The following is a 12,482-nucleotide window of genomic DNA, read 5'->3' as shown; positions in this document are numbered from 1 at the left end:
GTTCCTCCGGGGGGTGGGAGTCAGGCGGTCCGCCGGGCAGGCCGTCCGGGCCCGGCGGAGTGGCCCTAGCCCCGTCTAACGGGCATTTCGAGGATGGTCCGCAGCTGATAGCGGTCAGCGCGGTAGGTGGACACGCCGAGCTCCGCGCAGACGCCGCCGGAGAAGGACCTGCGCTGGAGCAGCAGCACGGCGCCGCCGCGCGGCAGCTTCAGCAGGTCGGCGTCGCTCGGGTCGGCGATGCCGCCGTCGATGGTGAGCTCGCCGGCGTCCATGACCAGCCCGTAGCGGCTCTCCAGCAGCTCGTACAGCGATTTGTCCGACAGGTCGTCATCAGCCAGATCGGGGGCGAGCTTGACCGGGATGTGTGCCCGTTCGATGGACAGCGGCTCGCCGTCGGCCGTGCGCAGGCGTTCGATGAAGTGCACTTCCTCACCCGGCTGGATCCCCAGCTCCTTGGCCAGGTGGGCGCTGGCCCGCACGATGCGGCGGTCGAGGTCGCGCGAGCCCGGGATCATCCCGCGCGCCCTCATGTCGTCGGTGAACGACGTGAGCTGCAACGCCAGCTCGATCTTGGGCCTGGCCACGAACGTGCCCTTGCCCGGCACGCGGTGCAGGCGGCCCTCGGAGACCAGGTGGTCGACGGCCTGCCGTACGGTCATCCTGGACAGGCCGAACCGCTGGCAGAGCTCCCGCTCGGACGGGATGGCCGCGCCGATGCTGAGCTCGTTGCTGTCAATGAGGTCCAGCAGGATCTCGCGAAGCTGGAAGTACTTGGGCACCGGGCTATCCGGATCGATGTGCGCCACGGATCCTCCCCTCGATCGGCAAAGAAGAAATCTGGATCTGGTGGTGCGGCAGTCTATGGGCAGATTTCTTGTTTGGTGGCCATGGGCTATGGTTCGTACTGGTCTAGTCCGGACTAGACCACATGTCGCGAAAGACGGTCAAGTCCGACACCGTATGAATCGAGGGATGAGCTCAGGATGACCACCAAGATGCGCAGTGAGATCGCCGAGCAGCCGGAAGCGCTGCGGGCCACGCTCGACGCCCTGCTCCCCAGGGTGGGCGAGGTGAAGGCGGTGGGCGAGCAGACTCGCCAGCTGCTGTTCATCGCGCGTGGAACCTCCGACAACGCCGCAGTCTACGGCCGCTACCTGGTCGAGTCCCACGCGGGCCGGATGGGCGCGCTGGCCGCGCCGTCCATCGCGACGACCTACCGGCGCAAGCTCGACCTCGACGGCGTGCTGGCCGTCGCGATCTCCCAGTCGGGCCGGACGGAGGAGATCGTCGAGACCCTGGCCTGGGCCAAGGACTGCGGCGCGAAGACGGTCGGCATCACCAACGGCGGCGAGGACAGTCCGCTCGCCCAGGCGGCCGACGTCGCGCTGTGCACGCTGGCCGGCGAGGAGAAGGCCGTCCCGGCGACCAAGACCTACACCACGCAGCTCGCCGCGCTGGCCGTGCTCGCGCTGGGCCTGGGCGCCGACGTGAACGCCGAGGACCTGCGGCGGGTGCCCGACGCGGTCGAGAAGCTGATCGCCGAGCCGGGCGACCTGGACGCGGTCGTCGAAGGGCTGCTGGACAAGCCGGGCGTGGTGGTGTCCGGACGCGGGCTCGCCTTCTCCACGGCCCTGGAGACCGCGCTCAAGCTCAAGGAGGCCTGCTACCTGCACGCCATGGGCCTGTCCTACGCCGACCTGCTGCACGGCCCGATCGCCGTCGTCGACGCCGACACCCCGGCGCTGCTGGTGGCCGCCGAGAACAGCCCCACGCTGTCCGGCACGGTGGCCCTGGCCGAGCGGGTCGTGGCGGCGGGCGCGGCGGCGTACACGATCGGCGGCGGCGACGCGCTCGCGCAGGCCGGCACGGCCGCGCTGAACGGCCCCGACCTGCCCGAATGGGTGGCGCCGATGGGCCTGATCATCCCCGGCCAGCTCCTCACCGAAGCGCTGGCCCGGCGCCTCGGCATCGACCCCGACTCGCCGCGCGGCCTCAACAAGGTCACGCAGACGGACTGAGCGAGGCACCTCGTTTAGCCTGGTCACGGAGTTGGAACGAGGGAGGACCGGATGGCGGCGGATGTGAATGCGATCATCGCCGGTCTCGGCGGTGCCGACAACATCATCGAGATCGAGCCCTGCATCACCCGGTTGCGCACCGAAGTGCACGACGCGTCCAAGGTCGACCAGGCCGCCCTCAAGGCGGCGGGGGCGCACGGCGTGATGGCCGCGGGGAACGTGGTCCAGGTCGTCGTGGGGCCCGAGGCGGACACGATCGCCAGCGACATCGAGGACATCATCGGCTAAGGGCGAGACCATGACGACTGTTCTCGCCCCGGTCGAGGGGGCGGCTGTGGGGTTGGCCGCCGTGCCCGATCCGGTCTTCTCCGCGGGCATGGTGGGACCGGGAACGGCGATCGACCCGCTGCGGGGGCCCGGCAAGGCCGTAGCCCCCATAGCGGGAAAAATCATGAAACTGCATCCGCATGCCTACGTCATCGTGGGGGACGACGGCAGGGGCGTGCTGGTGCACCTGGGCATCGACACGGTCCAGCTCAAGGGGAAGGGGTTCCAGCTGCTGGCGGCCGAGGGCGACAGGGTCAGCGCGGGGCAGCCCGTGGTGGCGTGGGACCCGTCCGTCGTCGAGGCCGGCGGACGGTCCCCGGTCTGCCCCGTCGTGGCCCTGGACGCCCTCTCGGAGTCGGTGACCGGCATCGTCCAGGGGGCGGTGCACGTGGGGGACGAGCTGTTCACATGGATGTAGACAGCGTCGGCGCGGTCCCCGAGACCGGCGTACGACGCCTCAGCGGCACGGTCGTACCGGCAGAAGACGTCACAATAGGCGTGCCCCCAGCCACGCCGGCGCCCGGCCCGACCGCGAGCGGCCGGCCGCCATTCACGCAAGGGTCCAGCTGGTCTGGACCGGGTACAGAAGGAGAGGCTCATGGGTGAGCGCAAGGTCACGGTCGCGGCGGAGGTGGGTCTGCACGCCCGTCCCGCGGCGACGTTCGTGAAACGGGCCCAGCTGGCCCCGATGGACATCAGCGTCGCCAAGGCCAGCGGCGGCGGGGCCCCGGTCAACGGCAAGAGCATCCTCGCCATCATGGCGCTCGACGTCCGGCAGGGCGAGACCGTCGTGATCACGGCGGAGGGCGACGGCTCCGAGGAGATCCTGGACGAACTGGCCACGATCGCCGGAGCGCCATGAACCTGCGGGGGGTTGGGGTCAGCCCGGGAATCGGGCACGGCCCCGCGTACGTTCTGACCGCCTCTGTGCCCGAACCCCCCGAGGGCAGCACCTACACCGGTGAGGCGGAACAGGAGAAGGAGCGGGCCTCGGCCGCGCTCTCACGGGTCGCGGGCGAGCTTGAGGCCCGCGGCAACCAGGCGGGCGGCGAGGCCGGGGAGATCCTCAAGGCCCAGGCGCTGATGGCCGAGGACCCCGGTCTGGTGGTGAAGGTCAGGACCCTCATCGACCGGGGCCTGGCCGCTCCCCGGGCGGTCTTCGAGGCGTTCACGAAGTACCGGGACGTGCTCAGCGGGGCCGGCGGCTACCTGGGCGAGCGGGCCGCCGACCTCGACGACATCAGGGACCGGGTGATCGCCCTGCTCACCGCGCACCCGATGCCGGGGCTGCCGGCCGCCCCCGAGGTGCCGTACGTGCTGGTCGCGACCGACCTGGCGCCCGCCGACACGGCCCTGCTGTCCAGGCGGGACGTGGCCGGGTTCGTCACCGAGCAGGGCGGGCCCACGAGCCACACCGCGATCATGGCCCGGGCGATGGGCGTGCCCGCCGTGGTCGCCTGCCCGGGGGCGACCGGCATCCCCGCCGGCGTCCCCGTCCTGGTGGACGGCACGACGGGCGAGGTGAGCCTGGAGCCGTCCGACGACCACGTGGCGGGGGCGCGGGGCGCGGCGGCGGCGAAGCAGGCGGCGATCGGCGCGGCCAAGGGGCCGGGCCGGACCGCCGACGGGCACGCGGTGCCGCTGCTGGCCAACGTCGCCGGCCCCGCCGAGCTGGCGGAGGCGCTGGCCGCCGGGGCGGAGGGCGTCGGGCTCTACCGGACCGAGTTCCTCTTCCTCGACCGGGCCGAGGCCCCCGCCGTCGAGGAGCAGCGACGGGCCTACCGGGCGGCGCTGGAGGCCGTGCCCGGCGCCACCGTGGTCGTGCGCACGCTCGACGCGGGCGCCGACAAGCCGCTGCGGTTCCTGCCCGCCCCCGCCGAGCCGAACCCGGCGCTGGGGGAGCGCGGGCTGCGCCTGTTCAGGCGCTTCCCCGAGGTGATGGACGCGCAGCTGCGCGCGCTGGCGGCGGCGGCCGAGGACGCGCCGGCCGAGCTGCTGGTGATGGCGCCCATGGTGGCCACGGCCGAGGAGGCCAGATGGTTCGCCGACGCCTGCCGGGCGCGCGGGTTGTCCAAGGTGGGCGTCATGATCGAGATCCCGTCGGCGGCGCTGCGGGCCGGTCAGCTGGCCGGGGTGGTGGACTTCGTCTCGCTCGGCACCAACGACCTGGCCCAGTACGCCTTCGCCGCCGACCGCCAGCTCGGCACGGTGAGCGGGCTCCAGGACCCGTGGCAGCCGGCGCTGCTCGACCTGATCGCCATGTCCTGCGGCCACGGAAAGCCGGTGGGCATCTGCGGTGAGGCGGCCGCCGATCCGGCTCTGGCGTGCGTGCTGGTCGGTCTGGGGGCGACCACGCTGTCGATGGGGGCGGGGGCGCTGGGTGCCGTACGGGCGGCGCTGGTCGCGCACACGCTGGAGCAGTGCAGGATGGCGGCGCGCACCGCGCGGGCCCAGGTCACGGCGGCGAACGCGCGCGCGGTCGCGCGCACCCACCTGCCGGGGCTCGCGGCGCTGGGGCTGTGAACGGGCCGTTTTCGGGTCGCCGGACTCGTGCGGGCCGCGGCATGGATACCTTGGAAGGCATGTTCAGACGGATCGGCCCGGCAGGGCTCCTGGTGTTGGCGCTGACCGCGTGCGGCGGCGGCGGTGGCGCCCCGGCGAGCGCGGCCCCGGCGGGCGACGGGGCCACCCCCGCCGCCACCCCCGCGGGCAGCACGACACCACAGAGCCCGCCGCAGGCCGAGTCCGACCCGGTGCTGCGGGCCCTGCGGCGGATGACGCTGGAGGAGAAGGTCGGCCAGCTGTTCATGCCCGTCCTGTACGGCACCGCCGCCGACACCGTCTCCGGCGAGAACCAGGCCCGCTACGGCGCCCAGACCCCGGCCAAGGTGATCGCCCGCTACCACCTGGGCGGCGTGATCCTCTTCCCGGCGAACGTCAAGTCCACCGCCCAGGTCGTGCAGCTCACCAACGGCCTGCAGGAGGCGTCGAAGAAGGTCCCGCTGCTGGTCGGCACCGACCAGGAGAACGGCCTGGTCTCCCGCATGTCCGCGCTGATGACCGACTTCCCCGGCGCGGCCGAGATCGGCGCCACGAAGGACCCGGCGAACTCCAGGGCGGTGGCCAGGGCGACCGGCGAGGAGCTGCGGGCGCTCGGGGTGAACCTCGACTTCGCGCCCGTCGCCGACGTCAACGTCAACCCGCGGAACCCGGTCATCGGCAGGCGGGCCTACGGCGACGACCCGGCCGCGGTGGCGAAGATGGTCGCGGCGGCGGTCAAGGGCTTCGGCGACGCCAAGGTGGCGGCCACGGCCAAACACTTCCCGGGCCACGGCGACACCTCCGTCGACAGCCACACCGGCCTGCCGGTGATCAAGCACACCATGGCCCAGTGGGAGAGGATCGACGCGCCGCCGTTCAGGGCCGCCGTCGGCGCCGGGGTCGACGCCGTGATGAGCGCCCACATCGTCTTCCCCAAGCTCGACCCGTCGGGCGACCCGGCGACGTTGTCCAAGCCCATCCTGACCGGCCTGCTGCGGCAGAAGCTCGGCTTCAAGGGCGTGATCTCCACCGACGCGCTCAACATGGAGGGCGTGCGTAAGAAGTACGGCGACGGCGAGGTGGCGGTGCGCGCCGTGCTGGCCGGGGCCGACCTGCTGCTCATGCCGTACGACCTGGGCAAGGCGTACCAGGCGGTGCTGGCGGCGGTGAAGTCGGGGCGCGTCTCCGAGGACCGCCTCGACCAGTCGGTGGTCCGGCTGCTCAGGCTCAAGCAGAAGAGGGGCCTGCTGTCGGCGGCGCCCGTCGCGTCGGCGCAGCAGGCGGCCGGCGTGCTGCGCTCGCCCGAGCACCGCAGGCTGGCCGCCAAGGTGCGGGCCGCGGGGTAGGCGCGAAGGCCGATTCGCGGGGTTCTATCCTAGAACCGGATTCGAGCGAGGAGGCGGTCGTGGTCGCAGGGGTGCTCATCGACTGGGGTGGCGTGCTCACGACCAGCCTGACCGACTCCATCGCCCGGTGGCTCGCGGCCGACCGGATCGACGCCGAGCACTACCGTTCGGTGATGCGCGAGCTGGTGGACCACGCCTACCGGGGCGGCGAGGGGCAGAACGTCGTGCACGCGCTCGAACGCGGCGAGCTCGACGGCCCGGCCTTCGAGCGCGACCTGGCCGCGCGGCTGCTCACCGTGGACGGCGTGCCGCCGGTGGCCGAGGGGCTGCTGGAGCGCATGTTCGCGGGCTTCGAACGGGTTGACGCCATGTACGACATGCTCCGCGACGTACGGAAAAATGGTGTTAAGACGTGTTTGTTGTCTAACTCCTGGTCGAACACCTACCCCCGCCACGAATGGGACGGCCTCTTCGACGCGGTCGTGATCTCCGGCGAGGTCGGCATGCGCAAGCCCGAGGAACGCATCTTCCGCCACGCCCTCGACCAGGTCGGACTGCCCGGCGAGCAGTGCGTTTTCATCGACGACATCGAGGCCAACATCCTGGCCGCCCGCGCGCTCGGCATCACCGGCATCCACCACCGCGACGCCGACACGACCCTCACAGAGCTGGAGACCGTACTCCGGCTCACGCTGCGACGGGCATGATGGTGCCCTTGCGATTTCGGAAAGGTTCGTGATGCGCGTCTATCTGCCGTGCACCCTCCCCGCCCTCGCCCGCGCGGTCGAGGCGGGGGAGCTGGGTCCGGCCCCCCTGACCGGTTACGCGGTGACCCCCGCGCTGACCGAGTGGTACGCCTCGGGCGACACCGAGGAACTGGAGTACGTCGCGCTGACCGAGGCGGCCCGCGCCTCGCTGCGCATGCTGGCCGCCGACCGCGCCGACGGCGTGGCCGCCGCGCACCGGCGGGTGGTGGTGGCCGCCGAGGTGCCCGACGGCTCGGTCTCGGCCGGCGTCGACCTGGAGGAGCGGGCCCGCGTGCGCCTGGCCGCGGCCGTCCCGATGGCGAAGGTGGCCGCGGTGCACGTCGACGACCACGACGCCGTCGGCGACATCGAGGCCGCCGTCGAGGCGCTGCCCGCAGCCGACGACGGCGACGACGACGCCCGCTTCACGGTCGACGGCGCCGAGGCCCACGAGCTCATGTGGTACGCCACCCAGGAGATTCCGGACCTGCTGGGTTCATAGGATCGTCACCCTTGTCGAATAAGCTTGCTGGGACATGACAAAACACATCATCTGGGATTGGAACGGGACGCTCTTCCACGACGTCGAGGCCGTCGTCGGCGCCACCAACGCCCTGTTCAAGCCGTACGCGCTGCCTGAGCTGACCGCCGACGGGTTCCGTGCGGTCTACACCCGCCCCATCTGGGTCGCCTACGAGCGGCTGCTCGGCAGGCCGCTGGCCGAGGGGGAGTGGGAGCTGCTGGACGACGGGTTCCACGAGCACTACTTCAGGCTCAGCGCCGCCTGCGGGCTGGCCCCCGACGCCGAGGTGGTGCTCGGGGGCTGGGCCGGCACCCAGTCGCTGTGCTCGATGGCCCCCCACGCCCATCTCGTGCCGATCGTCGAGTCCTTCGGCATCACCCGGCACTTCACCCGGATCGACGGCCTGGTCGGCACCACGGGCGGCGAGAAGGCCGTGCACATGACCGCGCACATCGAGGCCCTCGACCTCGACCCCGGCGAGATCCTGGTGATCGGCGACAGCGTCGACGACGGGCTCGCCGCGCGGCACGTGGGCGCGCGGGCGGTGCTCTACACCGGCGGCATGACCACGCGGGCCGAGCTGGAGGGCACCGGCCTGCCCGTGGTGGACACGCTCGCCCAGGCGCTCCAGTACGCCTGAAGGGGGACATGCCGGATCCGCCGGGGGCAGCCCCCGGCCGGGCCGGGGCCGTACCCTTGCCGGGAACCCCTCAGGAGGTCGCCATCAACCGCCTTGTGCTCTGGAACGTCGATCTCACCCTGGTCGACGTCGCCATCGTGACCCGGGACGCCTACGCCGAGGCGTTCCGCGCCGTGACCGGCCGGCCGCTGGTCAAGCTCGTGCCGCCGCTCGGCCGTCCCGACTCCGAGATCGTCTTCGAGACGCTGGCCGTCAACGGCATCGCGGCCGAGGACGACCACCTGCCGAGGTTCCTGGCCGCCCTCGCCCTCGCCTTCGCCGACCGGCGCGGCCGGCTGGCCAAGGAGGGCCGGATGATGCCGGGGGCCAAGGACGCGCTGAAGTCGGTGGCCCGGCTCGACGGCGTCGTGCAGTCGGTGCTGACCGGCACGATCAAGGGCAACGCCGTGCACAAGCTCAAGGCGTTCGGGCTGGACAGGTACGTCGACTTCGAGCTCGGCGGCTACGGCGAGGAGGTCTACCCCAAGGCGACGCTGTTGCAGGTCGCGCAGGGCAGGGCCAAGCAGCGGCTGGGCACGCCGTTCACGGCGGCCAACACGGTGGTGATCGGCGACTCCACGCGCGACGTGCAGGCCGCCAGGATCGGCGGGGCCGCCGTGATCGGGGTCGCCTCGGGGCGGTCGACGGCCGCCGAGCTGCGCGAGGCGGGCGCCGACCTGGTGCTGCCCGATCTGGCGGACGCCTCGGAGGTGGTGGCCGCGGTGGCCGGCCTGACCTCCCCGCTGGACCGCAAGGCCGGCTGACTCCCACCTCCCGGCTGACCTTGCCCGCTCGCGCGCGCTCGTGCGGCCCGTCAGGGCAGGGCGGCGAGGAAGCGGGCGGCGACGGGGGCCGCCACGGCCGAGCCGGCGCCGCCGCCCTCCACGATCACCGCGAACGCCACGTCCCCCTTGTAGCCGATGAACCACGAGTGCGCGGGCGGCTCCTTGCCCGAGCCGTACTCGGCCGTCCCGGTCTTGCCCGCGGTGCCCGCGGGGAAGTGCGCGCCCTTGGCGGTGCCGTCCGTGACGACGGCGGGCATGAGCTTGCGCAGGGCCGACACCACGCCCCGCTCCAGCGGGCGCGGACGGTCGTCGGAGGCCATCTCCTTGGACACGATCCGCGGCGGGATCCAGGCGCCCGAGGCGATGGCGGCGGCGACGGAGGCCATGTTGAGCGGGCTGGCCAGCACCCGGCCCTGGCCGATGGAGGCCGAGGCGAGGTCGGTGTCGTCCTTGGGGTCGGGGAACTCGGCCCGCACGGCGGGCACGCCCGGCTTGATCGGGGTGCCGAAGCCGAAGCTCCTGGCCACCTCGGCCAGCCTGCCGCCGTTCAGCTCGGCCACGCTCATCTCGCCGAACGTCGTGTTGCACGAGTGCGCGAAGGCGTCCTGGAAGGAGAGCGTGCCGTAGTCCTTGAATCCGGCGTTGTGGAAGGGGAAGCCGCCGATGTTCTTCTCGGCCGGGCAGGTGACCGTCCTGCCGGGCTCGACCCCGTCCGCGACCAGCGCCGAGGCCGTCACGACCTTGAACGTCGAGCCGGGCGGGTACTTGCCGAGCAGCGCCCGGTTGAAGCCGCCGGGCTTGTTGACCACGGCCAGGATCTCGGCGGTCGAGGCGCGCAGCGCCACCAGCGAGGCCGGCTTGGTGACGCCTTCCAGCGCCGCGGCCCCCGCCGCGTGCACCTTCAGGTCGATGGTGGTGCTGAACGGCTTGGTGCCGCCCGGCTTGGCCAGCGTCTCGACCAGCTCGTCGCCCTTGTAGAGGCCGATGATGGAGTCGCCGCCCAGGTCGAAGCGGTCGGGGTAGGTCTGCTTGATGCCCTCGACCAGCTGCTGCACCGAGCCGGGGGCGTCCGCGCCGCCGATCTCGGTGCCGTCGGCGGCCAGGACGCGGGTGGAGTCGCGCTTCTGGGCGACCAGGCGCAGCGAGAGGCCCTTCCTGAGCTTGGGGTGGATGGTGGCCGGGGTCCAGGCGACCTTCCAGGCGCCGTCCCGCTCGACCAGCTTGAGCCGGCTGCCGTACGTCCAGTCCCGGGGGCCGGTCAGGCTGACGTTGAAACCCAGGTAGCCGTCGTCGTCCGGGCCGTCGTCGGCGAAGGGGCCGGTCGAGCGGGAGCGGGCGAAGGTGGCCTGGTCGACCTTGAGGTCGGTGCGGAAACGCCGGTGCCAGGCCTCGAAGTCGGTGGGCGGGTCGGCGACGAGCGCCCGCATCTTCGCATAATCCTGGACGGACCAGGCCGAGAGGTATTCGTCGGTCGTCTGCTCGGGTGAGCCCTTCGTGCGCAACAGCCAGACCGTGGCCCCCGCCGCCACGATCAGCACGACAAGGACGGCCAGGACCAGCGGCCACCTGCGCCGCCGTCCGCGACGTGCTCCTTCCGGCCGGGCGCGCCCGTACAGTGTCCCCGTTTGTGATGCCATGGCCCGAGGACACCAGAGCCGGAAGAGTTCCGTCCAATATTGATATGACGGTCTTATGGATATAAATCTGGATATAGTGGCTGGTCATGGACTTGGTCCGGCATCTCCGCTACTTCGTCGTCGTGGCGGAGGAACTGCACTTCGGGAACGCCGCGATCCGCCTCGGCATGGCGCAGCCGCCGCTCAGCCAGCGCATCAAACGTCTGGAGGAGGAGCTCGGCGTGCAGCTTTTCGACCGCTCCGCCCGGCAGGTACGCCTGACCGAGGCTGGACGGCTGCTGCTCGGCGAGTCCCGCGAGATCGTCTCCAGGGTCGAGCGGCTGCGCGAGCTGGCCCGCCGCGGCGACGGCGGCGTGCTCAAGATCGGGGTGCCGCCCGACCTGGCCGCCTCCGTGATCGCCGCCCTGGTCGCGGGCTTCCGCGCGGTCAACCCGGACGTACGGCTCGTCCCCGTCGAGACCTGGACGGCCGACCAGGTGTCCGCCCTGGCCGGAGGCACGATCGACGTCGGGCTCGTCCGCCATCCGGTCGCCGCCCCCGGCCTGGACTTCGGCCAGGTGCTCGTGCAGCCCCTGGGCGTGCTGCTGGCCGGGGACGACCCGCTGGCCGGGGCCGGCGAGGTGCACCTGACCGATCTGGCCGGGCGCGAGCTGTTGATGCCGCCCAAGGAGGGCGAGCCGGGCTGGCACGCCGAGACGCTGGCCGAGTGCCGCCGCCACGGGTACGTGCCCGGCCAGGTGCACCAAGGCGCCGGGCTCGGCCTGGTGCTCGCCGGCCAGGCGGTGGCGTTCGGGCCCAGGGCGGACGTCCCTGGGCTGGCCTGGCGGCCGCTGCTAGGCTCGCCGATCGCGTGCCGGGTCTCCACGGCCTGGCGCGCGGCGACGGGCCCGAAGCAGGACTGGGTCGCCGAGTTCTCGGACGTCGCCGTACGCACGTTGAAGGAGAGCGCCGGGATGACCGACGAGGGCGCCGCGCCCGCGCGGCGGATCAGCCGGAGGCCGGGGATGCTGGCATGAGCGATCCCGACTACGCGTCGCTGTTCCGGATGGCCGGGGTGACGGGCTGGCTGCACGCCTGCGACATCGACTCCGGACGGGAGTCCGGCCACGGCGCCGACGAGCCGATGCCCCTGGCGTCGGTGTACAAGCTGCCGCTGCTGGTCGAGTTCTGCCGGCAGGCCGACGCCGGGCGGCTGGACGCGACGGCCCCGACGACCGTGACGTCCGGCCAGCGGGTCTCGGGGCCCACGGGCCTGTCGGCCATGCTCGACGACGTGACGATGTCGCTGCGCGACCTGGCGTACCTGATGATGGCGGTGAGCGACAACACCTCCGCCGACGTGCTGCTCGACCGGGTGGGCATGGGCAACGTCAACGCCATGCTGGACGCCTTCGGCCTCGACGGCACCCGGATGCTGCAGAGCGGCCGCGACCTGTACGAGACCATGGAACTGGACACCGGCCACGGGTGGCCGTACCTGGATCCCGACGACATCTCCCGCATGCGGGCGCTCGACCCCGCGCACACCAACCGCAGCACCCCGCGCGAGATGACCCGCCTGCTGTCCATGATCTGGCGGGACGAGGCCGCCTCGCCGCAGTCGTGCTCCTGGATGCGCGGCGTGCTCAACATGCAGGTCTGGCCCCACCGGCTGGCCTCGGGCTTCCCGTACGACGACGTCGAGGTCGGCGGCAAGACCGGGTCGCTGCCGACGCTGCGCACCGAGGTCGGCGTGGTCGAGTACCCCGACGGCGGCCGGTACGCGGTAGCGGTGTTCACCCGCTCGTTCAGCACGGCGGTCATCCAGCCGCGCGCGGACGCGGTGATCGGCACCGCCGCCCGTATGGCGGTGGACCACCTACGGAGGTAGCAAGTTATGG

At 72.3% G+C, this 12,482-nt stretch carries 14 protein-coding genes; 12 read left to right on the top strand and 2 right to left on the bottom strand.

Annotation, left to right across the window (positions count from 1 at the left end):
• Positions 1-65 precede the first annotated feature (65 nt).
• Complete coding sequence (locus tag ACIBK9_RS44080) at positions 66-806, bottom strand: GntR family transcriptional regulator (protein ID WP_352349295.1); 741 nt, start codon at positions 804-806, stop codon at positions 66-68.
• Between the two features lie 177 nt (positions 807-983).
• Here ACIBK9_RS44080 and ACIBK9_RS44075 point away from each other — a divergent pair, with 177 nt between their 5' ends.
• From ACIBK9_RS44075 to ACIBK9_RS44030, 10 genes are all read left to right on the top strand, one after another.
• Complete coding sequence (locus ACIBK9_RS44075) at positions 984-2,018, top strand: SIS domain-containing protein (protein ID WP_357970290.1); 1,035 nt, start codon at positions 984-986, stop codon at positions 2,016-2,018.
• Positions 2,019-2,069: 51 nt separating this feature from the next.
• Positions 2,070-2,306 carry a PTS glucose/sucrose transporter subunit IIB gene (locus ACIBK9_RS44070; protein ID WP_352349299.1) on the top strand — a complete coding sequence of 79 codons (237 nt, stop codon included), beginning with the start codon at positions 2,070-2,072 and terminating at the stop codon, positions 2,304-2,306.
• A 10-nt stretch (positions 2,307-2,316) separates the two neighbouring features.
• Positions 2,317-2,763, top strand: a complete 447-nt coding sequence (locus ACIBK9_RS44065; RefSeq protein ID WP_357970292.1) for a PTS glucose transporter subunit IIA — start codon at positions 2,317-2,319, stop codon at positions 2,761-2,763.
• Positions 2,764-2,943: 180 nt separating this feature from the next.
• On the top strand, positions 2,944-3,207 hold the full coding sequence (locus tag ACIBK9_RS44060) for an HPr family phosphocarrier protein (protein ID WP_352321677.1): 264 nt from the start codon (positions 2,944-2,946) through the stop codon (positions 3,205-3,207).
• Positions 3,204-4,868 (top strand): phosphoenolpyruvate--protein phosphotransferase, encoded by a 1,665-nt coding sequence (gene ptsP / locus ACIBK9_RS44055; protein WP_397164979.1) that lies wholly within the window; start codon positions 3,204-3,206, stop codon positions 4,866-4,868. Before ACIBK9_RS44060 ends, ptsP begins: the two co-directional genes overlap by 4 nt.
• 59 nt (positions 4,869-4,927) lie before the next feature.
• A complete protein-coding gene (gene nagZ, locus ACIBK9_RS44050) occupies positions 4,928-6,232 on the top strand; it encodes a beta-N-acetylhexosaminidase (protein WP_397164977.1) in 1,305 nt (434 codons plus the stop codon).
• Between the two features lie 59 nt (positions 6,233-6,291).
• Positions 6,292-6,939, top strand: a complete 648-nt coding sequence (locus ACIBK9_RS44045; protein ID WP_357970302.1) for an HAD family phosphatase — start codon at positions 6,292-6,294, stop codon at positions 6,937-6,939.
• Between the two features lie 31 nt (positions 6,940-6,970).
• Positions 6,971-7,480, top strand: a complete 510-nt coding sequence (locus ACIBK9_RS44040) for a DUF6912 family protein (protein ID WP_357990569.1) — start codon at positions 6,971-6,973, stop codon at positions 7,478-7,480.
• 34 nt (positions 7,481-7,514) lie between these two features.
• Positions 7,515-8,141 carry an HAD family hydrolase gene (locus ACIBK9_RS44035; protein WP_397164975.1) on the top strand — a complete coding sequence of 209 codons (627 nt, stop codon included), beginning with the start codon at positions 7,515-7,517 and terminating at the stop codon, positions 8,139-8,141.
• A gap of 95 nt (positions 8,142-8,236) precedes the next feature.
• Positions 8,237-8,944 (top strand): HAD family hydrolase, encoded by a 708-nt coding sequence (locus ACIBK9_RS44030; RefSeq protein WP_397164973.1) that lies wholly within the window; start codon positions 8,237-8,239, stop codon positions 8,942-8,944.
• Positions 8,945-8,994: 50 nt separating this feature from the next.
• On the opposite strand, the gene ACIBK9_RS44025 is transcribed toward ACIBK9_RS44030, so the two are convergent.
• The gene (locus ACIBK9_RS44025; RefSeq protein WP_397164971.1) at positions 8,995-10,602 is read right to left on the bottom strand and encodes a penicillin-binding transpeptidase domain-containing protein; all 1,608 of its coding nucleotides are present in this window, start codon (positions 10,600-10,602) and stop codon (positions 8,995-8,997) included.
• An 86-nt stretch (positions 10,603-10,688) separates the two neighbouring features.
• Between ACIBK9_RS44025 and ACIBK9_RS44020 the strand changes: the two genes are divergently transcribed.
• Positions 10,689-11,618 (top strand): LysR family transcriptional regulator, encoded by a 930-nt coding sequence (locus ACIBK9_RS44020; RefSeq protein WP_387668750.1) that lies wholly within the window; start codon positions 10,689-10,691, stop codon positions 11,616-11,618.
• Positions 11,615-12,472, top strand: coding sequence for a serine hydrolase (locus tag ACIBK9_RS44015; protein WP_397164969.1), 858 nt, complete (start codon positions 11,615-11,617; stop codon positions 12,470-12,472). Before ACIBK9_RS44020 ends, ACIBK9_RS44015 begins: the two co-directional genes overlap by 4 nt.
• The last annotated feature ends 10 nt before the right edge of the window (positions 12,473-12,482 follow it).

It is taken from the genome of Nonomuraea sp. NPDC050227, from assembly GCF_044459705.1.
Taxonomy (GTDB): Bacteria; Actinomycetota; Actinomycetes; order Streptosporangiales; family Streptosporangiaceae; genus Nonomuraea.
The sequence above is the reverse complement of the archived record's forward strand: the minus strand, read 5'-3'. Positions and strand labels throughout refer to the sequence as shown.